At 58.9% G+C, this 19,256-nt stretch carries 17 protein-coding genes and 1 pseudogene; 9 read left to right on the top strand and 9 right to left on the bottom strand.

Features of this window, described 5'->3' with window-relative positions; translation table 11 throughout:
* Window positions 1-26: 26 nt before the first annotated feature.
* The 7 genes from pqqF to CE491_RS27995 all read left to right on the top strand — a co-directional run bounded on the left by pqqF (window position 27) and on the right by CE491_RS27995 (window position 7,760).
* Window positions 27-2,495: a pyrroloquinoline quinone biosynthesis protein PqqF gene (gene pqqF / locus CE491_RS28025; RefSeq protein ID WP_110951569.1), complete on the top strand. Its 2,469-nt coding sequence runs from the start codon at window positions 27-29 to the stop codon at window positions 2,493-2,495.
* A 156-nt stretch (window positions 2,496-2,651) separates the two neighbouring features.
* The gene (pqqA, locus tag CE491_RS28020) at window positions 2,652-2,726 is read left to right on the top strand and encodes a pyrroloquinoline quinone precursor peptide PqqA (protein WP_003422658.1); all 75 of its coding nucleotides are present in this window, start codon (window positions 2,652-2,654) and stop codon (window positions 2,724-2,726) included.
* A 119-nt stretch (window positions 2,727-2,845) separates the two neighbouring features.
* Window positions 2,846-3,757 (top strand): pyrroloquinoline quinone biosynthesis protein PqqB, encoded by a 912-nt coding sequence (pqqB, locus tag CE491_RS28015; RefSeq protein ID WP_110951568.1) that lies wholly within the window; start codon window positions 2,846-2,848, stop codon window positions 3,755-3,757.
* 9 nt (window positions 3,758-3,766) lie between these two features.
* Window positions 3,767-4,522 (top strand): pyrroloquinoline-quinone synthase PqqC, encoded by a 756-nt coding sequence (gene pqqC / locus CE491_RS28010; RefSeq protein ID WP_110951567.1) that lies wholly within the window; start codon window positions 3,767-3,769, stop codon window positions 4,520-4,522.
* On the top strand, window positions 4,519-4,809 hold the full coding sequence (gene pqqD, locus CE491_RS28005) for a pyrroloquinoline quinone biosynthesis peptide chaperone PqqD (protein ID WP_110951566.1): 291 nt from the start codon (window positions 4,519-4,521) through the stop codon (window positions 4,807-4,809). The genes pqqC and pqqD overlap by 4 nt, the downstream gene beginning before the upstream one ends.
* Complete coding sequence (gene pqqE, locus CE491_RS28000) at window positions 4,766-5,968, top strand: pyrroloquinoline quinone biosynthesis protein PqqE (protein WP_407681379.1); 1,203 nt, start codon at window positions 4,766-4,768, stop codon at window positions 5,966-5,968. Before pqqD ends, pqqE begins: the two co-directional genes overlap by 44 nt.
* Window positions 5,934-7,760: an alpha/beta hydrolase family protein gene (locus tag CE491_RS27995; protein ID WP_110951564.1), complete on the top strand. Its 1,827-nt coding sequence runs from the start codon at window positions 5,934-5,936 to the stop codon at window positions 7,758-7,760. Before pqqE ends, CE491_RS27995 begins: the two co-directional genes overlap by 35 nt.
* A 135-nt stretch (window positions 7,761-7,895) precedes the next feature.
* Here the strand turns inward: CE491_RS27995 and CE491_RS27990 are convergent, their stop codons facing one another.
* From CE491_RS27990 to CE491_RS27975, 4 genes are all read right to left on the bottom strand, one after another.
* Window positions 7,896-8,765 (bottom strand): DMT family transporter, encoded by an 870-nt coding sequence (locus CE491_RS27990; RefSeq protein ID WP_199885280.1) that lies wholly within the window; start codon window positions 8,763-8,765, stop codon window positions 7,896-7,898.
* A gap of 220 nt (window positions 8,766-8,985) precedes the next feature.
* Entirely contained in the window at window positions 8,986-9,147 is a 162-nt protein-coding gene (locus tag CE491_RS27985; protein WP_081564967.1) for a YqaE/Pmp3 family membrane protein, read from the bottom strand.
* 192 nt (window positions 9,148-9,339) lie between these two features.
* On the bottom strand, window positions 9,340-10,035 hold the full coding sequence (locus tag CE491_RS27980; protein WP_110951563.1) for an aminotransferase class III-fold pyridoxal phosphate-dependent enzyme: 696 nt from the start codon (window positions 10,033-10,035) through the stop codon (window positions 9,340-9,342).
* Entirely contained in the window at window positions 10,032-10,730 is a 699-nt protein-coding gene (locus CE491_RS27975; RefSeq protein ID WP_110951562.1) for an MOSC domain-containing protein, read from the bottom strand. The genes CE491_RS27980 and CE491_RS27975 overlap by 4 nt, the downstream gene beginning before the upstream one ends.
* Before the next feature lie 102 nt (window positions 10,731-10,832).
* Between CE491_RS27975 and CE491_RS27970 the strand changes: the two genes are divergently transcribed.
* Window positions 10,833-11,741 (top strand): LysR family transcriptional regulator, encoded by a 909-nt coding sequence (locus CE491_RS27970; protein WP_110951561.1) that lies wholly within the window; start codon window positions 10,833-10,835, stop codon window positions 11,739-11,741.
* A 243-nt stretch (window positions 11,742-11,984) separates the two neighbouring features.
* Here CE491_RS27970 and CE491_RS27965 read toward each other — a convergent pair whose 3' ends face one another.
* The 5 genes and pseudogenes from CE491_RS27965 to CE491_RS30495 form a co-directional block, all read right to left on the bottom strand.
* Window positions 11,985-13,763, bottom strand: coding sequence for an acyl-CoA dehydrogenase C-terminal domain-containing protein (locus CE491_RS27965; RefSeq protein WP_110951560.1), 1,779 nt, complete (start codon window positions 13,761-13,763; stop codon window positions 11,985-11,987).
* Window positions 13,764-13,985: 222 nt separating this feature from the next.
* Window positions 13,986-15,281, bottom strand: a complete 1,296-nt coding sequence (locus CE491_RS27960) for a GGDEF domain-containing protein (RefSeq protein WP_110951559.1) — start codon at window positions 15,279-15,281, stop codon at window positions 13,986-13,988.
* Window positions 15,282-15,594: 313 nt separating this feature from the next.
* Window positions 15,595-17,400 (bottom strand): phenylacyl-CoA dehydrogenase, encoded by a 1,806-nt coding sequence (locus tag CE491_RS27955; protein ID WP_110951558.1) that lies wholly within the window; start codon window positions 17,398-17,400, stop codon window positions 15,595-15,597.
* A 368-nt stretch (window positions 17,401-17,768) separates the two neighbouring features.
* Window positions 17,769-18,065, bottom strand: a pseudogene (locus CE491_RS27950) (pyrroloquinoline quinone biosynthesis protein PqqE).
* A complete protein-coding gene (locus tag CE491_RS30495) occupies window positions 18,065-18,253 on the bottom strand; it encodes a hypothetical protein (RefSeq protein ID WP_199885279.1) in 189 nt (62 codons plus the stop codon). The pseudogene CE491_RS27950 and the gene CE491_RS30495 overlap by 1 nt, the downstream one beginning before the upstream one ends.
* Window positions 18,254-18,388: 135 nt before the next feature.
* Between CE491_RS30495 and CE491_RS27945 the strand changes: the two genes are divergently transcribed.
* Window positions 18,389-19,198, top strand: coding sequence for a helix-turn-helix transcriptional regulator (locus tag CE491_RS27945; RefSeq protein ID WP_110951557.1), 810 nt, complete (start codon window positions 18,389-18,391; stop codon window positions 19,196-19,198).
* Window positions 19,199-19,256: the final 58 nt, after the last annotated feature.

Here is a 19,256-nt window from a genome sequence, read left to right as displayed (position 1 = left end):
TTTCCCACACCTTCGCGGAAATCGTCATGTGTGCGCCCGATTCAATTACCCATCGCTCTCTGACCTTGCCCAATGGCTTGCACGTTGTGCTCTGCTCGGTGCCAAGGCTCAAGCGCTGTGCGGCGGCATTGCGGGTGGCGGCGGGGAGTCATGATGTGTCTGCCCGGTGGCCAGGACTGGCGCACTTCCTTGAACACCTTTTCTTTCGCGGCACTGAGCGCTTTGCTGCAGACGAGAACCTGATGACCTACGTCCAACGCCACGGCGGACAGGTCAACGCCAGCACTCGCGAGCGCGTCACGGATTTCTTTTTCGAACTGGCCCCGCCTGTATTTGCAGGAGGGCTGGAGCGTTTGTGTGAAATGCTCGCGCATCCGCGTATGACCCAGGCCGATCAATTGCGCGAGCGTGAGGTGCTGCATGCCGAGTTCATTGCCTGGTTGCGCGACGATGCCTCACGCGAACAGTTGAAACGCCTTCAGCCGCTATCGGCGTTACATCCTCTGCGCTGGTTTCATGCGGGCAATCGGTTCAGCCTGCCGGTTCTGCGTCCGGCTTTTCAGCAGGCGTTGCAGGACTTTTACCGGACTTTCTATCAAGCGGGTCAGATGACCTTGAGTTTGACCGGACCACAGACGCTGGATGAGCTGCAGGCATTAGCGACCGTATTTGGCGGCTATTTCGCTAAAGGTTGTAAGGTCGAACAACTGAAACCGCCGGCGCTTGTGGATAAGTGTGGCGTATACGATGCAGAGACCAGTCAGCGTCGGATACATCTGATTTTCCCGTGCGAAGGGCTGCCATCCGGGCATGACCAGGCCGCAGTATTCCTCTGCACCTGGATGAACAACACACAGGCCGGCGGGTTGGTCGCGCAGTTGCGTGATCGCGAGTTGATTGAGTCGCTCAAGGCTGAAGTGTTGTATGAGTTTGCCGGGCAGGTTTTGTTTGGGATTGAGGTTGTTCTTACGCAGGCCATCGCGGGCAAGCGCGCTTCTACAGAAGAACCGCACTTAACTGTAGGAGCGCGCCTGCCCGCGATGACGTCAGATCAGGCAGGACAGATCTCAAGCCTGATCTTCAACTGGCTGACCTTCTTCAAAACCCACTACCGTCAACTGCTCGACGAATACGTCCTGCTCGAAAAGCGCCGACTCGCAGTCCTCGGCGCCCTGGCCTTGGCTCGCCACTACAGCGCAGAGACAAGCGCGCCGGGCCTGTCGGAGCAGGCGATTCGCGCACTCGATGCCCTGCTCGACACCCTCACGCCACAATCGCTGCTCCAGCCATTGCTCGACTCCCCGAAAAGCGACTTTGCCGACAGTGATTGGCGCCTGCCCCCAGCCAATCCGTTTCTACGCCCACCTCAACTCGCCGTCATACAGGTGCCACGGCCGCCCTCGCTGACATTCAGCGATAGCCTGCCAGCCACCGGCGAGGCCGCGCTTTACCTGAGCTGGACCCTCCACGCCCCACAGCCAAAACTTCACCTGATGCTCAACGACAGCCTAAAGACGCTGAGTGCTGACGCCCAACAAGCCGGTGTAACGCTGGCATTCAGCGCTTATGGCAACCAGTGGCAGCTGAAGGTAAGCGGTCTGGCTGAACCGATTCCCGCCGTCGTTGAACAGGCATTAAAACTGCTTAGCCATCCCGACAGCCAAAGGCTGGCGCGCTACGGGCAGCCAGACACCGGGCCTGCACCAATCCCGATCCGTCGACTGCTTCAGACACTGCCTGATCATTTCTTGAACAATTTGGCCAGGTCGGAAACCAACGATCTGCAAACGATTTGGGCGACGGCGCTCTGGGTCGGCTTTGCGATCGGCTTCCCGAGCGACAGTCAATCGGCTCTGGCTCACGCCCTATGCGACGCGCCCGGCGCAGCTGCCGAAAAACAGCCTCAGACTCGCATACAGACGGACGCGCAACGCTGGGCAATCGAGCCGTCAGAATCGTCCGAAAGTGCTGTGCTGCTGTTTTACCTGGCACCCTCGAAAAGCGTCGAGGACGAGGCGATGTGGCGATTCTTTGCACACTTGGTCCAGGCGCCGTTCTATCAACGTCTTCGAGTCGATCTGCAGTTGGGCTACGCAGTATTCAGCGGTTTCCGACAAATTGCCGGGCATGGAGGGATACTTTTCGGCGTGCAGTCGCCCAGCGCTACTGCAGAGCAGTTGGTCGAACACATCAAAGCATTCACGGAAACGCTGCCAACGTTGATCGAACAAGCCGATATTCCGTCGCAGCTATCGGCGCTGCAAAGCCAGCTGGACCCGGCAACCATGGACACTCAGCAGGCTGCTGAAATGCTCTGGCAGGCTCACCTAGCAGGCCATTCGACAGACTATACCGCCCATCTGCAACATTCCTTGGCACGTCTTCATCGTGATCGGCTGCGCGACGCAGCCACCCGGGTAGCGCTACACCAAACCTCGGTGCTATGCCTGTCCAATCGCTCTAGCCCAGGCGGATCGGCCCCTCCAAGCCAATGATCATTGCCGCAAATGCAAAAAGCTTTATCCGATATTTCACCTTTGGGCGCAGGATATTTTTAGTAACATAGCCACCTAAGCATTTGAACGTCTCCTCTCGCAGGTGTACTAAAGATGTACTCACCCACCGCTGCACTAACCCAGAAGGAGTCTCCTATGTCGTGGACTAAACCTGCTTACACCGATCTGCGTATCGGCTTTGAAGTCACCATGTACTTCGCAAGCCGTTGATTTCTGCGCGGTGAAAAGCCTCGGTTCGCCGGGGCTTTTTTGTTAAAGGCTCAAAGATTTCGAAGCGCGGCGTTCTGGCGGACGTTGGGCATCATTGCCCCATTCAGTACGGAGTACACATGCACATCCAGATTCTCGGCTCGGCTGCGGGCGGCGGTTTTCCTCAGTGGAACTGCAACTGCGTCAACTGCGCGGGCTTTCGCGACGGCAGCTTGAGGGCCCAGGCTCGCACTCAGTCGTCCATCGCCTTATCAGACGACGGCGTGAACTGGGTCTTGTGCAATGCCTCCCCGGACATCCGCGCTCAACTGCAAGGCTTCGCGCCCATGCAGCCCAATCGCGGCCTGCGTGACACCGGCATCAGCGCGATCATTCTGATGGACAGCCAGATCGACCACACCACGGGCCTGCTGAGCCTGCGCGAAGGCTGCCCGCATCAGGTCTGGTGCACAGACATGGTCTATGAAGACCTGAGCACCGGTTTCCCGCTGTTCAACATGCTCAAGCACTGGAACGGCGGCCTGGTCTGGAATCGCATCGAATTGGAGGGCAGTTTCGTGATCCCGGCCTGTCCGAATCTGCGCTTTACGCCTTTTCCACTGCGCAGCGCGGCACCGCCCTACTCGCCGCACCGATTCGACCCGCACCCGGGCGACAACATCGGGCTGATGGTCGAAGACACTCACACCGGCGGCAGACTGTTTTACGCGCCGGGCCTGGGCAAAGTCGATGACACCCTCATGGAGAAAATGAGCGGCGCCGACTGTCTGTTGGTGGACGGCACCCTGTGGGATGACGACGAGATGAAGCGCCGAGGTGTGGGAACCCGCACCGGCACCGAGATGGGTCATCTGGCGCAGAACGGCCCCGGCGGCATGCTGGAAGTGCTGGAAAAACTGCCCAGACAACGCAAGGTGCTCATCCACATCAACAACACCAACCCGATTCTCGATGAAGGCTCCGCCGAGCGCGCCGAGCTGGCCCGCCGTGACGTTGAAGTGGCCTTTGATGGCATGAGCATCGAACTTTAAGGAGCCAACATGAGCGAACGTGCTGCGCTGCCCCCCGCTGAATTCGAACAGGCGCTGCGTGCCAAGGGCGCGTATTACCACATCTATCACCCCTTTCATGTGGCGATGTATGAAGGCCGCGCGACTCGTGAACAGATTCAGGGGTGGGTCGCCAATCGCTTCTATTACCAGGTCAATATTCCGCTGAAAGACGCTGCGATCCTGGCCAACTGCCCGGACCGTGAAATCCGTCGCGAGTGGATTCAACGCCTGCTCGATCATGACGGCGCACCCGGAGAAGATGGCGGGATCGAAGCCTGGTTGCGTCTGGGTCAGGCCGTGGGACTGGATCCAGATCAACTGCGTTCGCAGGAATTGGTACTGCCGGGCGTACGATTCGCCGTCGATGCTTATGTGAATTTCGCTCGGCGCGCCAACTGGCAGGAAGCTGCCAGCAGTTCGCTGACCGAATTGTTCGCGCCGCAGATCCACCAGTCGCGTCTGGATAGCTGGCCGCAGCATTACCCGTGGATCGACGCGGCGGGCTATGAATATTTCCGCACCCGTCTGGGCCAGGCACGGCGCGACGTCGAGCACGGTCTGGCCATCACGCTGCAGCACTACACCACCTGGGAAGGCCAGCAGCGCATGCTGGAAATCCTGCAGTTCAAACTCGACATTCTGTGGAGCATGCTGGACGCCATGAGCATGGCCTACGAGCTGAACCGTCCGCCTTACCACAGCGTCACCGACCAACGCGTCTGGCATAAAGGAATCGCCCTATGAGCTTCAATCGTGAACAGGTGCCGAGCTGGCGCCGGGGTTATCGCTTCCAGTTTGAGCCTGCGCAGAATGGCCATGTGTTGCTCTATCCGGAAGGCATGATCAAGCTCAACGAAAGCGCAAGCGCGATTGGCGGTTTGGTCGACGGTCAGCGCAGCGTCGGCGAGATCATCACAGCGCTTGACGAGAAATTTCCCGGCGTTCCCGAGCTCGGCACCGATGTCGAGCAATTCATGGAGGTCGCACGTGCTGAACACTGGATCGAACTTGCCGCTAGCTCCGGCCAATGAATCAGCGGTGACCGAGCCCAAGGTCCAGATTCCACCGACACCTGCCGTCGGCCTGCCACTGTGGCTGCTCGCCGAGCTGACTTATCGCTGCCCGCTGCAGTGCCCCTATTGCTCCAACCCGTTGGACTTCGCCAAACAGGGCCAGGAACTGACCACCGAACAATGGTTCAAGGTGATGGCCGAAGCGCGGCAGATGGGCGCCGCACAGATCGGCTTTTCCGGTGGCGAACCTCTGGTACGTCAGGACTTGGCTGAATTGATCGCCGAGGCCCGGCGATTGGGCTTCTACACCAATCTGATCACCTCTGGCATCGGCCTGACCGAGCAAAAGATCATCGACTTCAAGGAGGCGGGCCTGGACCATATCCAGATCAGCTTTCAAGCCAGCGATGAGCAGGTGAACAACATGCTTGCAGGCTCGAAAAAAGCCTTCGCGCAGAAGCTGGAAATGGCCCGTGCGGTGAAAAAGCACGGATATCCGATGGTGCTCAACTTTGTGACTCACCGGCACAACATCGACAAGATCGACAAGATCATCGAGCTGTGCGTGGCGCTGGAAGCGGATTTCGTCGAGTTGGCCACCTGCCAGTTCTACGGCTGGGCGCACTTGAACCGCGTTGGTTTGCTACCGACCAGGGATCAACTGGTACGTGCCGAGCGCGTCACCAACGAGTACCGCGTCAAGCTGGCGGCCGAAAATCACCCGGTCAAATTGATCTTCGTCACGCCCGATTATTACGAAGAACGACCAAAAGCCTGCATGAACGGCTGGGGCAATCTGTTCCTGACCGTTACGCCGGATGGCACCGCCCTGCCCTGCCATGGCGCGCGGCAAATGCCGATTCAGTTTCCCAACGTGCGCGATCACAGCATGCAGCACATCTGGTACGAATCGTTCGGCTTCAATCGCTTTCGAGGGTATGAATGGATGCCCGAGCCTTGTCGTTCCTGCGACGAGAAGGAAAAGGACTTCGGCGGCTGCCGCTGTCAGGCTTTCATGCTCACGGGTGATGCCAGCAACGCGGACCCGGTGTGCAGCAAGTCGCCGCAACACAGCCTGATCACCCAAGCGCGCGACGAAGCCGAGTATGCTAGCCAGACCATCGAGCAACTGGCCTTCCGCAATGAACGAAACTCTCGCCTCATCGCAAAATCCTGATCTGTTCTCTGCCACCCAGGCTGTGGCGGCAGGCGTCGATTTCGCAGAATTGAGCGTCAGTCCTGCTGGGCTTTTCTGGAATGAATTTCGCCCGCAGGACGCGGCGTCGCGCATCTGGCGCTGGAGCAATGGCGCAACTACATGCCTGACCCCGGACGGTTTCAGCGTCCGCAGCCGGGTCTACGAATACGGCGGCGGCTCGTTCTGCCTGACCGACGACGCCGTAGCGTTCGTCAACGAAACCGATCAACAGATCCACCTTCAACCTTTCGACGCCAGCGCCCCGCGAGCCCTGACCCAAGGCGACAAACGCTATGGAGATGTCCGGTATGCGCATGGGCAGATTCTGGCGGTCGAGGAGGACAAAGACGTTCATCGCCTGGTCGCGATCGATCTGGTGGATAGCCGGCGCAATGTGCTGGCCGAGGGCGCCGATTTCTATGCATCCCCTACTTTGAGCCTCGACGGCAATCGGTTGGTATGGGTCGAATGGTGGCGCCCGCATCAGCCGTGGACATCGACCCGATTGCTGAGCGTCGAGCGCCTGCCCGATGCCACCTGGGGTCGCGCGCACTGCCTGGCCGGAGGGCTGGGGCTGGAGGCGCTGCAACAACCGCGCTTCGATGCGCAGGGTCGTCTTTATTGCCTGACCGATCGCGCGGGGTTCTGGCAGCCGTGGGTTGAGACGCTGGAGGGCTTCGAAGCATTGCCCGCAGCCAAAGCCGATCACGCTCCCGCGCCATGGCAACTGGGCGGCTCCAGCTGGTTGCCGCTGAATGACGGCGCTTATCTGGCCAGTTGGTCGGAAAACGGCATGGGTGTATTGGCGGTGCGCGGATCCGACGGCTCGGTGGAAGATTTCAGCGGCGAATACAGCCGTTTCCGCAGCCTCGCGCTGGATGATCAGTACATTTATTGCATCGCTGCTTCTGCCACCCGCCCGTCCGCGGTGTTGGCAATCAATCGCTCGGACAAAAGTGTTCAAGTGCTGGCCGGGGGCGTTGCGCCCTTGCCCGCCGAACGCATAAGCCGCCCACAAACTCTGCGCTATCCCAGCGGTTCGGGCGAGGCACACGGCTATTTCTACCCGGCCATGAACGGCGACGAAAAGCCGCCGCTGGTGGTGTTCATTCACGGAGGCCCGACATCGGCTTGCTACCCGGTGCTCGACCCGCGTATCCAGTTCTGGACACAACGTGGCTTCGCGGTCGCTGACCTCAACTACCGAGGCAGCACCGGTTATGGTCGCGCGTATCGGCAGGCGCTGTTTCTGGAGTGGGGCGTGGTCGACGTCGAAGACGCCTGCGCGGTGGTCGATTACCTGGGCAATCAGGGCCTTATCGACCCGAGCAAGGCTTTCATCCGCGGCGGCAGCGCGGGGGGCTACACGACCTTGTGTGCGCTGGCGTTCAAGGACGTGTTCCGTGGCGGCGCGAGCTTGTATGGCGTCAGCGATCCATTGGCGCTGGCCGAGGCAACACACAAGTTCGAGGCCGATTACCTGGACTGGCTGATCGGCGACCCGGACATCGACGTGGCCCGTTACCGCGAGCGCACGCCGTTGTTGCATGCCGAGCAGATCAAGGTTCCGGTGATCTTCTTCCAGGGCGAACTCGACGCCGTGGTCGTTCCCGCCCAAACCCGCGACATGCTCGCCGCGCTGGTGGAAAAAGGCATCCCCGCCGAAGGCCACTTCTACCCCGACGAACGCCACGGCTTCCGCAAGGCCAGCAACCAGGCTCATGCGCTCGAGACCGAATGGGCGTTTTATCGGAAGGTGATTGATGGCTGAAAACGCCTCTGCCGTACCTGGCAAACGCTGAACCACTGTGGGAACGGATTCATTCGCGGGGCAACGGCACATCCGACAGGTGTTTATCGGGTGTACGGCCATCTCGCGAATGAATTCGCTCCACATTGGGCCCGGTCAACCGCTATACAGATGCAACGCCACGGCGCCCATCAGAACCAGCACCACGCCACAAATCTGCACCGCACTGAGCCTCTCTTTGAAGAACAGATAGCCGAGCACCGCAGCGATCCCTCCAGACAGCGTGCTGATGACCGTCACCACGGAAACCGATCCCATCATCGCGCCGTATGAGAAAGCTGAAAATCCACCCAGATTCAGCAGGCTTGCAGCGATCAACGTCATCCCGCTTCGAACAGGTGGAAATTTCATGCCATCCTTGATCCGATAGACCATCACGGATAGCACAGCCAGGCCGGTCAGGTAACCCAGCCAAAGCATCGTCACTGGCCCGAGCGCCGGAAGGGTAAATCGTCCCTGCAGCCAGAAGCTCGAACCGTACAGAAACGCAGCGCCCAACGCATAAAGAATCGCCTGACGGTTGTGGTGCTTTGCCGACGCGTCGTCATTGCTGGTGACGCTCGAGAGCACCACTCCGAAAACACAAACGATGATGAGCAGAAGTTGAAGCGCCGATATCTGCTCACCGCTGAGCCAGGACATCAAGGTAGTGAAAACGCCGTATGAGGTTACCAGTGGCGCAACGATAGAGGCTTTGCCCAATGCAAATGCCTTGGATAGCGCCAATGCACCGCTCACGGTAAATACAGATGCGAGCACGCCCAGCAGCCACATCGCGGGCGATGCCAGGAGTGATCGGAGAATGAAATTCGGGTAACAAAGCAGTAGCGCGCACATGATCACAAAGCCGAGCATCTGACCAAAATACACGGCTCGCTTGACGCCGACGGCGCGGGCATTGAGCCCTACGAGAAAATCTGTTCCACCCCAGAACAATGCGGCCAAAAGCCCCAGTACAACATCCATGCCCGACATCCCTGGCTAAAATCCGAAGCTGGACTTTAGGGGACGTGGCATGGGTCAGGAAAGGTTTTTGAGCGCGAACTGTAATGACCTGGAGCATGTAGCAGGTCTTATAGAAGCGCGCTCGCCTGCGATAGCGATCTGCCGAAATCAAGTGCTGTGACTGACAGACCGAGATCGCGGGCAAGCGCGCTCCTACGTTGATGCGCTTGCGTGAGTCGGCTTACTTGCGGCTGGCGATGATGTAAACGGCATGGATGATGCCGGGGAAGTACCCCAGCAGGGTCAGCAGGATGTTGAGCCAGAAGGCACCGGCGAAGCCGACTTGCAGGAACACGCCCAGGGGTGGCAGCAGGATGGCGATGATGATGCGGATGATGTCCATGGGTGGAGCTCCTGATTGGGACGATGGCCAATTCGGGCCACACAGCTAATCGACCCTGCGCCATTACAGGGGTTCCACTGCCCCTATCATCGAGCTATCACCCGCGGACAAAAAAACGCCCCGCACCCAGGTTTCCGGTGCGGGGCGAAGCGTAAATAACGCAAGACGGTATGAGGTCGCGGCACGTCCGGTTCAAGCCATCAGGCCGCTCGGGACAGACTGTCGCTGCGCTTTGACGGGCGCAGCGATGCGGGTGGGACGAGAGATCGGCTCCTGAACGAAGCCTGGCAGTTCTTCGATCCGCGCTGTGCAGGCATGGCCCCGCGCGAGCAATGCCGAGCTTCGCGGGCTGCGATTGGAGTGGTCACCCAGCACGACGATATCGGCGCGCGCGCCGTAGGTGTCTTCGCATAACAGGCCGCCGTGCTGGCCGATCGTGCCGCGCGCTTCGCTGAAGATCAGCAGCATGTTCAACTCGCGGCAGAGCTTTTCCACGCCCTGTACGTAAGCGTGGGAGGCAGGCGTCACGACGCTCTCACCCTGGATTGGCTCGAGAATGATCGCCACGGTTCGGGAATCGACGGCCGCATCCATGGCCAGCAGGTCGTTGAATGGCACTCGGCAGAAGTGGCTGGCCATCGACTCGATCAAACCCTCGAAACGCCCACCGCTGGCCACCACCACGCCGCATTCGCCCCGCCGATGAAGCTCGCCCCATTTGCGCGCCAGCGTCATGGCTGCGGCGAATGCATCATGCTCGGCGACGAACAAGCCGGCCTGGTCGCTGCAGGTCCGTTGGCGCAGGCGCTGCAAAGGAGACAGCAAAGCGGGCTGCTCGCCGACTTCATTTTCGGTTTCGGTATTGCGCAGCAGCTTGAACAGATTCATGCGCGCAACCCTTCCAACGGCAGGCCGAGCAAACGATCGCTCCAGTCCTCTATCCGACCGGTGCGCAGGCGTTTCAAGGCGATGTCGCGCCAGCGGGAAGACAGCGCCGGGCAATCGACCAGTTTCTTCAGGCCGGAATGCTCCAGAGGCTCCTGATAAAAACTGCGCAGCGCCCACGCCACGGTCAAGCCGGGATAGCTGCGCTGGATCAGCTCGAAAGTATCCTCGGGGCTGACGAAACCGGGCTTGAGCACGCGATAAAACCAGCCGCAACGGCCGGTGTCCTGCGCGTGTTGGGGGAGCTCTTCAATACCCCAGCGGTTGCTCAGCCGATAGCACGGTGAGCGCGGTTGGCTGATTTGCAGCAGCGCGCCGCCCCAGCGAAACATGTCGCCCAGGCACACATGTTCTTCAGTCAGCCCGTGGGAAGACAGATTCTCGCCGAACGCCGGCGCGCACCAGTCGATGTCCGGGTAGTGCTTGAGCCAGTAGGCGTAATGCTCGGCAGGATAGTGATGCAAGGCGCGTTCGGGGCCGGTGTGGAAGCGTGGATCGCCGTGCTCGTCACTGCCAAGTCCTTGCGGCCATAGCCATAAGCGTCGGTCCACTCGGTGCTTGTCGATATCGCTGATCAATCCTTGACCCAGATTTTTCGCTTTACCTATGTAAACACCATCGACCTGAACACTGTTCATTGCGCTTTACGGCCCTGTGACGCCTGTGAATTGGGCGTAGACTATGCGCCAACCGCTTAAACGACCATTTCGATTTTCCAGCCATTTCGATAAGCAACACTTATGGATTTCCGCCAACTGCGTTATTTCGTCGCGGTCTACGAAGAAGGCCACGTGGGACGCGCCGCCGAGCGCCTTTCCCTGTCGCAACCGGCGCTGTCGCAGCAGATTCGCCTGCTCGAACACAGCCAGGACGTCAGCCTGTTCGAGCGCAGCAGCAAACGCCTGCTGCCGACCCTCGCTGCGCACACGTTGTACAACCATGCAGTGCCGCTGCTCGAAGGCATGCAGCGCGCTCGCGACGCGCTGCGCAACTTCAAGGGCCAATCGCAAAGGACGCTGGCCATCGGCGTAATGCAAACCGTGCATTCGAGCCTGGTGCCGCAGATGCTCGAACATGTGCGCAAGGCCCAGCCACATCTGGTGGTGCAAATCTACGAGTTGAGCGCGATGGAAATCGAGCGGCGGCTGCTCAACGGCTCGCTGGATATCGGCATCAGTTATTTGCCGCCGCGCCAGCCAGGTCTGCACGGCATGGTGCTGTACGAAGATGAACTCAAGCTGGTCATCCCGGGGAATCATCCGCTACGCGAATTCAAAAAGGTCTCGATGAGCCAGGCCGCCGAACTGCCAATGTTGTTGCTCGGGGAAGAGTTTCAGGTGCGGCAGATCTGGCAGACGCAACTGAGCAATCTGGGCCGTCGCCCTCACGTACAGGCTGAGCTGAACAATATGGCGGGGATTCTCGACAGTCTGGCGCATATGAAGCTGGCAACCGTGCTGCCGGGGCGCGCTCAGGATATTCAGGAAAACGAAGAGCTGCTGTGGAAACCGTTGAGTGAACCGCGAGTGCCGCTGCAGATCGGGCTAGTGTATCGAGATGCACAAAGACAACAAGCGACGCTGGAGCTGCTCAAATCTGTGCTCGATGAAGTGGAGAACCCCAAGCCAACATCGTTGGACGGGCTTTGAAGGGGCGACGAATTTACAGGCCGCAGATAAAAGAAAACCCCGCCGAAGCGAGGTTTTCCAGACTGTTTCCCTTTGACTTCCCTTTCCTCCCGCCGTCCTGGCAGGCATTCCTACGTGTCCATGTTGTCTGTTTGCGCATCCTGCGCGGCGTCCATGTGTGTAGATTAACTTTGGATCCTATAATGCGATATAGCTAAATGTCAGCACGTTGTGTAAGCAAATGCTTACACAACGCCTGAGTTGTCAGAATTGTGACGCGTCCAGCAGATACAGCGACTCACTGCCAGCCTTGACCGACGCTGCAAGCGACTGAATTCGCGGCAGCAGGCGTGCGAAATAGAACCGCGCAGTGCCCAGTTTGCTGGCGTAGAAGTCGTCTTGAGTTTCTTTGCCAATCGCTGCCTTGGCCGACATTGCCCACATGTAGGCGTAGGCCGTGTAGCCAAAAACATGCAGGTACTCGACGGAAGCGGCGCCAATCTCGTTGGGATTGTTCCGCGCGCGGTCCAGTACCCAGTCAGTCAATTCATCCAGTATTGTCAGCGCAGTGCTCAGTGGCCTGGTGAATTCGTTCAGCGACGGGTCAGACGCTGCGACGAATGCGCGTACTTCGTCGGAGAACAAGCGGTAATGCGCACCGCCGCTGCCGACGATTTTGCGGCCCATCAGGTCCAGCGCCTGGATGCCGTTCGTGCCTTCGTAAATCTGGGTGATGCGCACGTCACGAACCAGTTGCTCCTGGCCCCACTCACGGATGTAGCCGTGACCGCCGAACACTTGCTGGCCCAGGACAGTGGTATCGAGCCCCATGTCGGTCAGGAAAGCCTTGGCCACCGGCGTCAGCAGCGCAACCAACCCATCGGCGCGCTGGCGCACATCGGCGTCCTCGCTGAATTTGGCGGTATCCAGCTGCAAGGCCACATATGTCGAAAACGCACGGCCGCCTTCATTCAGCGCTTTCATGGTCAGCAACATGCGACGCACGTCGGGATGAACGATGATCGGGTCGGCGATGGTGTCCTTGGACTGCGCGCCGGTCGGAGCACGGCTCTGCAGGCGATCGCGGGCATATTCGATGGCGTTCTGGTAAGAGCGCTCGCCGGAGGCCAGACCTTGAATACCCACGCCCAGGCGCTCGTAGTTCATCATTGTGAACATCGCCGCCAGCCCTTTGTTCGGCTCGCCGACCAGATAACCCTCGGCCTGATCGAAGTTCATCACGCACGTGGCGGAGGCCTGAATCCCCATTTTGTGCTCGATGGAGCCACAGGACACGGTATTGCGCGCGCCCAGGCTGCCGTCGCCATTCACGAAGAATTTCGGCACCAGGAACAGCGAAATGCCTTTCGGGCCAGCGGGTGCATCCGGCAGCTTGGCCAGCACCAGATGAATGATGTTCTCGGTGAGATCGTGCTCGCCGCCGGTGATGAAGATCTTGGTGCCCGTAATCTTGTAGGAACCGTTTGCTTGCGGCTCGGCTTTGGTGCGAATGATCCCCAGGTCAGTGCCAGCGTGCGCTTCGGTCAGGCACATGGAACCGGCCCAGATCCCGGCGTAGAGGTTGGGCAGGTAAGTGGCTTTGAGGTCTTCACTGGCATGGGTGTTGATCGAAACGCAGGCGCCGGAGGTCAACATCGGGTACAGGCCGAACGCCAGACTCGAGGAATTGACCATTTCTTCGACCTGAGCGGAAACCGCCTTGGGCATGCCCATGCCGCCGAACGCCGGATTGCCGCCAACGCCAACCCAGCCACCCTCGGCGTAGGTCTGGTACGCCTTGACGAAGCCTTGCGGCGTGGTCACCACGGTGTCATTCCAGTGGCAACCTTCTTCATCGGCCGCGCGACTGAGTGGGGCCACGGATTTGCTGGTGACCTTGCCTGCCTCTTCGAGAATCGCTTCGACGGTTTCGGCATCCACTGCCTCGGACAATTCCGGCAACGTAGCCCAGAGTCGGGAGACTTCGAACACTTCATTGAGGACGAAGCGCATATCGCGCAAAGGCGCTTTGTAGTCAGCCATGGCAAACCTCGCAAACAGCAACAGATACCCGGAAATGAGACACCGCGTACAGCGTGCAGTATCAATGTGTCAGTGAATCCGAGTGTACAGGAACACCATTTGCGACACATAGGGTCAAGTAGTGACCAAAAATACACAATCGGTCACAAAACTAAAGCAGAAATCAAAAAGCCCTCACCTGATCGTGAAGGCCTTTGACGACACAAAAACAACATGGAACCGTCAGCTAGCCGCAGCCATTCGTACAGCGCCGCGTTTGTTAATCTGACCGTAGGCGATCACGCAATTTCGGCCTGCACCTTTGGCAGCATAAAGCGCTTGGTCAGCCGCTTTGAGCACTTCTTCGGGATTGCGGTGTTCAGGCTGTCGTTCGGCGACCCCCATGCTGACCGTTACCGAAACCGTCGAAGCCTGGGAACCGGCGCGACGCTGACGACCTTGCTGATCGTCCTGTGGTCGGTTGTCCGGATTACGTAAATGGATAGCGTAGTTGGCGATGGTTTCGCGGATGGCCTCCAAATGCGGCATGCATTCTTCCAGGGTCTTGCCCGCAAAAACGATAGCGAACTCTTCGCCGCCGTAACGATACGCGCGCCCGCCGCCGTTGCTGATCTTCGACAACTTGCTCGCCACCAGCCGCAATACCTGGTCACCGACATCGTGGCCGTGGGTGTCGTTGAATTTCTTGAAATGGTCGACATCACTCATCGCCAGCACGTAAGTGCGACCCAGGCGTTGCATCCGTTCGTTGAGCGCGCGTCGGCCCGGCAATCCGGTCAGCTCGTCGCGGAAGGCCATTTGATAAGCCTCATGGGCGACCGCCGAGGCGATCATCAGCATCACCTGGCTGCACATGATGTTCAGCGTAAACGGCAGGATGAAGGTTTTCGGCAAGGCCCAGAACAGACCGAGCAAGCCGATCAACTGCGCGGCATGCAAGGGTCTGGGCTTACGGATGTATTGGATGATCAGCACGGTAAACGCGATGAGGAAGGTCGCGTAGGAGAGCTGGATCAGGCTCATCCATTCGAAATGCAATGAAGGCCAGCGAATGTCGGCCAGCAAGCCGAGCAGACTTTCCGGGAAGCTCTGCTCCAACCCCAGCGCGACGCTTCCGACGGCAATAAGCACAGCGAGGCGCGCCACAAGATCCTGAAACAGATGCGTGCGTTCTTCCCATGCCGCGAACAGGCCGAACATCACTGGCAGCAACAGACAACAGAGGTGGAACACTACTGCAGCGTCTTCTCGGACTTTTCCATTGTCGCGGTAGTAATCGGTCTGCGTATCGAGCAGGAAGTAAGCGATGTACACGGTAATCATCAGAAACAGTTCGCGCTGACGTTTGTAAACGCCGCAATACGCACCGCCGAGTAATAGAACCAGGGTTGGCAACACGTTGAACAGTGAGGTGAAGAATACGTTGAGGTCCTTCACGTACGTAGCCGCGAGCCCGGCGATCAATAACGCCAGTGACGGTAGAAAATGGCTGAGGCGTGCAGCTGAAGCGCGCAGCAAGAGGACTGTCTCCTACCCGTGAAGAGCGTATCTAAACTGAATGGCATTGTGCCTGTATCGGCCGGATAACAGGTTAGATGAGAAAAAATGTGAGATGGGTCACCGTTATTCAGCCGTTCGCGAGACGAGCGGCGCGATACAAATCCTGTAGAAGCACGCTTGCCCGCGATTGCACTCATATCCGGCAGATCTGCGGAGGATGTACCCATGCATCGCGGACAGACGCGCCCCTACAATTCGAGCCAATGCGTCGACACAAAAAAGCCGCTCGCCCCGGAGGACAAGCGGCTTTGAGGTAAAACCGGCGGGCGTCTTAGTAAGCCAGACCGAAGTGCTCTTCGTTCATGTCCATCAAGTTATTGGCGCCCGACAGCATCGCCGCGACGTGAGTGCGGGTACGCGGCAGGATGCGTTGGAAGTAAAAGCGCGCCGTCTGTAGCTTGGCGGTGTAGAAGGCTTCTTCGCTGGTGCCGGCAGCCAGTTTTTCGGCCGCAACACGAGCCATGTCGGCCCAGAAGTATGCCAGGCACACGTAGCCGGAGAACATCAGGTAATCCACGGAAGCGGCACCGACTTCTTCGCGATCCTTCATGGCGGCCATGCCGACCTTCATGGTCAGGTCGCCCCACTCTTTGTTCAACGCAGCCAACGGCGTAACGAATTCGCTGACCGCTTGATTGCCTTCCTGCGACTGACAGAACTTGTGGACGATCTTGGTGAAGCCTTTAAGCGCTTCGCCCTGAGTCATCAGCACTTTACGACCCAGCAAATCCAGAGCCTGAACGCCGGTGGTGCCTTCGTACAGCATTGAGATGCGGCTGTCGCGAACGTTCTGCTCCATGCCCCACTCGGCGATGAAGCCGTGGCCGCCGTAGATCTGCACGCCATGGTTGGCGGATTCGAAACCGACTTCGGTCATGAAGGCCTTGGCGATCGGGGTCATGAAGGCCAACAGGCCGTCGGCCTGCTTCTTGGCGTCGGCGTCATCGCTGTATTTGACGATGTCGACCTGCTTGGCGGTGAAGTACACCATCGCGCGAGTTCCCTCGGCGAAGGCCTTCATGGTCAGCAGCATGCGACGTACGTCAGGGTGAACGATGATCGGGTCAGCGGCTTTGTCCGGTGCTTTGGGGCCTGTCAGCGAACGCATCTGCAAACGCTCGCGAGCGTATTTCAGACCGCCCTGGAAGCCGATTTCAGCGTGGGCCAGGCCCTGCAACGCAGTCCCCAGACGCGCGGTGTTCATGAAGGTGAACATGCAGTTCAGGCCCTTGTTCGGCGGGCCGATCAGAAAACCGGTAGCGCTGTCGAAGTTCATCACGCAGGTGGCATTGCCATGGATGCCCATCTTGTGTTCCAGCGAACCGCAGCTCACCGCGTTACGCTCGCCGACACTGCCGTCAGCGGCTGGCAGGAACTTGGGAACGATGAACAACGAAATGCCTTTGGTGCCAGCAGGCGCGTCGGGCAGGCGGGCCAATACGATGTGGACGATGTTATCGGCCATGTCGTGTTCGCCAGCGGAAATGAAGATCTTGGTGCCGGAAACCTTGTACGAACCATCAGCCTGAGGCTCGGCCTTGGTGCGCAGCATGCCAAGGTCAGTACCGCAATGAGGTTCGGTCAGGCACATGGTGCCGGTCCACTCACCTGAAACCAGCTTGGTCAGGTATGCGTCCTGTTGCTCAGGGGTGCCGTGCTCGGAGATGGTGTTCATCGCGCCATGGGACAGGCCTGGGTACATGCCCCACGACCAGTTGGCTTCGCCGACCATTTCACTGACAGCCAGACCCAGCGACTCAGGGAGACCTTGACCGCCATGGGCGACGTCGTGGGCCAGGCTTGGCCAGCCGCCTTCGACGAATTGCTTGTAAGCCTCTTTGAAGCCAGTCGGGGTCTTAACGCCAGACTCGCTCCAGGTGCAGCCTTCGGTGTCACCGACACGGTTCAGCGGGGCCAGTACCTGCTCACAAAACTTGGCGCCTTCCTCGAGAATGGCGTCGACCATGTCAGGCGTGGCGTCCTGGCATGCTGGCAGACTCTGATAGTGCGCTTCGTAGCCGAGCAGCTCGTCACGAACGAAGCGAATATCACGCAAGGGGGCCTTGTAGTCAGGCATAGCGATAAACCTCTGCTGATGAATCCTGGAATTGGATGACCGTTCGGTCACTACGGGGACTTGCCCCTTCCACCAGGATTTGTGGTTTGGTCGATGGTCAAACAGGTGTTTGAAACATACGTTTACGCCCATTTGTTGTCAAGGGTGCGTCACGCACCTTTCATCGTCGATGTGAGAAATGTCATGCGTGATGACGCCCAACGCGCATGCGTTGAGTGTGTGGTCAGGGCTGAGTCTGGTTGAGCGGAGCCGCGTCGCAGGCGCAAGGCAGCGGCGATTCGATCGGGTGGTAGGCCATTATTTAGAGGGGCGCGCAATGCAAACGTGCGCCGAAGCGCACGTTGGGAGGGAAGCAGATTTCCGGAAAATCAGGCGTAGGTGTCGATCAGCGTACCAAGCATTTCATCGGCGGCTTTCTCGACCTTGGCGCCGGCCTGGACCTGGATTTGGCCCCGGGCGAGTTCGACGACATTGCTGGCCAGGTCGGAACGCTGAGCACGGTCTACCGAACGCAGGCGCTCGAGCTGGAAGTCCGAAGACTGGCTGCGACCGGACACTTCGGTGGCTGGGCTGGCCAGTTGAGTGGCAGCCTAATCGACACGATCCTGCCCGACCTGAATTGCGCTCAGGCCAGGGTAAAGCGTGTTGTTCAGCGAAATTTGCATCACCACGATCCTTTGTTCATAAAACGAACTGCCAGCATTGAAACAGAAGACGCCTGAAAACGCCCGTCAAAAACAATAATGGCACTGAGCCTGCCAATAGACGCGCTTCCAAACTGCGGGTGATCGCTCGCCACTCCAGCTAATGCGTAGCAACCGGTAACACGCGCTGCCTGAAAATGGTGCAGCATGAAACAGTTCGAAGTGTGACCATAACCGCATCGCACCGCATGCGCCGCAGTAAACGTCCTGAACTGTGCAGTGGCGCACATCCTGCATCCTGTGCTGAACTGCCCTCATTTCGGATTCGCCCTCGAACGTCCCTCATGCGCCCAAAGGAACTGAAACACTGGACCACTGGAATCGCTCACCTTCTCGACCTTGCGGGAGGCGCGGCGCGTCTTGCCGGATTGAGTCAGTGGCTCAAGCAGATCGCCCCCGTCGACCACTTCGTGCTGTTCGTTTACGAGGGCAATCATCGCCCTCTGGCGATGTTCGACACCTTCCCACCGGACAAGCGCAAGATCTACGTCGACGACTATCAGGTCGGCCCTTATCTGCTCGATCCGTTTTATCTGGCCTGTACCCGTAAACAGCAACCGGGGCTGTGGCGTCTGCGTCAGTTCGCGCCCGACCACTTCTATCTCAGCGAGTACTACCTGGCGTATTACCAGCAGACCGGCCTGGCAGAAGAAGTAGCGTTTTTCGTCGACTTGGGTGGCGATGCAATGGCGGTGCTGTCATTGATGCGCGCCACGGCGAGTTCCGCGTTCAGCCGGGACGAGATGCAGTTAATGGAATGTGCACTGGCCGTTGTCGAGCAGGTCATCAATGAAGCCTGGCGCCAGTATCGCGCTGAACAGCCACGCTCAGCCCAGGATCTGGATTTCAAGGTGCACGCCGCTTTCGATCATTTCGGCGATCACATTCTCACCGGCCGCGAACAGGAAATCGTACGTCTCCTCCTGCGGGGTCACTCAAGCGCATCCGTGGCCGAGCAGCTGTCAATCAGCCCTGGCACTGTAAAAATCCATCGCAAGAACATCTACGCCAAGCTCGGTATCGGCAGTCAGGCTGAACTTCTGGGGTTGTTCATTCGTGAGCTGACCGGCCCGGATGTCGCGGTTCCGGCCTGAGCTCCGAAAGCGACTCTATCCCCCAAGGGATATATACAGCGCAAAACCGCGGTTGTTA

Source organism: Pseudomonas bohemica, from assembly GCF_002934685.1.
GTDB classification, from domain to species: domain Bacteria; phylum Pseudomonadota; class Gammaproteobacteria; order Pseudomonadales; family Pseudomonadaceae; genus Aquipseudomonas; species Aquipseudomonas bohemica.
The sequence above is the reverse complement of the archived record's forward strand: the minus strand, read 5'-3'. Positions and strand labels throughout refer to the sequence as shown.

Excerpts from the sequence above, each read along its gene's own strand:
- pqqF (WP_110951569.1), top strand. The coding sequence starts at position 27 with ATGTGTGCGCCCGATTCAATTACCCATCGCTCTCTGACCTTGCCCAAT.
- pqqB (WP_110951568.1), top strand. The coding sequence starts at position 2,846 with ATGCACATCCAGATTCTCGGCTCGGCTGCGGGCGGCGGTTTTCCTCAG.
- pqqC (WP_110951567.1), top strand. The coding sequence starts at position 3,767 with ATGAGCGAACGTGCTGCGCTGCCCCCCGCTGAATTCGAACAGGCGCTG.
- pqqD (WP_110951566.1), top strand. The coding sequence starts at position 4,519 with ATGAGCTTCAATCGTGAACAGGTGCCGAGCTGGCGCCGGGGTTATCGC.
- CE491_RS27995 (WP_110951564.1), top strand. The coding sequence starts at position 5,934 with ATGAACGAAACTCTCGCCTCATCGCAAAATCCTGATCTGTTCTCTGCC.
- CE491_RS27990 (WP_199885280.1), bottom strand. The coding sequence starts at position 8,765 with ATGGATGTTGTACTGGGGCTTTTGGCCGCATTGTTCTGGGGTGGAACA.
- CE491_RS27985 (WP_081564967.1), bottom strand. The coding sequence starts at position 9,147 with ATGGACATCATCCGCATCATCATCGCCATCCTGCTGCCACCCCTGGGC.
- CE491_RS27980 (WP_110951563.1), bottom strand. The coding sequence starts at position 10,035 with ATGAATCTGTTCAAGCTGCTGCGCAATACCGAAACCGAAAATGAAGTC.
- CE491_RS27975 (WP_110951562.1), bottom strand. The coding sequence starts at position 10,730 with ATGAACAGTGTTCAGGTCGATGGTGTTTACATAGGTAAAGCGAAAAAT.
- CE491_RS27970 (WP_110951561.1), top strand. The coding sequence starts at position 10,833 with ATGGATTTCCGCCAACTGCGTTATTTCGTCGCGGTCTACGAAGAAGGC.
- CE491_RS27965 (WP_110951560.1), bottom strand. The coding sequence starts at position 13,763 with ATGGCTGACTACAAAGCGCCTTTGCGCGATATGCGCTTCGTCCTCAAT.
- CE491_RS27955 (WP_110951558.1), bottom strand. The coding sequence starts at position 17,400 with ATGCCTGACTACAAGGCCCCCTTGCGTGATATTCGCTTCGTTCGTGAC.
- CE491_RS30495 (WP_199885279.1), bottom strand. The coding sequence starts at position 18,253 with ATGCTGCACCATTTTCAGGCAGCGCGTGTTACCGGTTGCTACGCATTA.
- CE491_RS27945 (WP_110951557.1), top strand. The coding sequence starts at position 18,389 with ATGCGCCCAAAGGAACTGAAACACTGGACCACTGGAATCGCTCACCTT.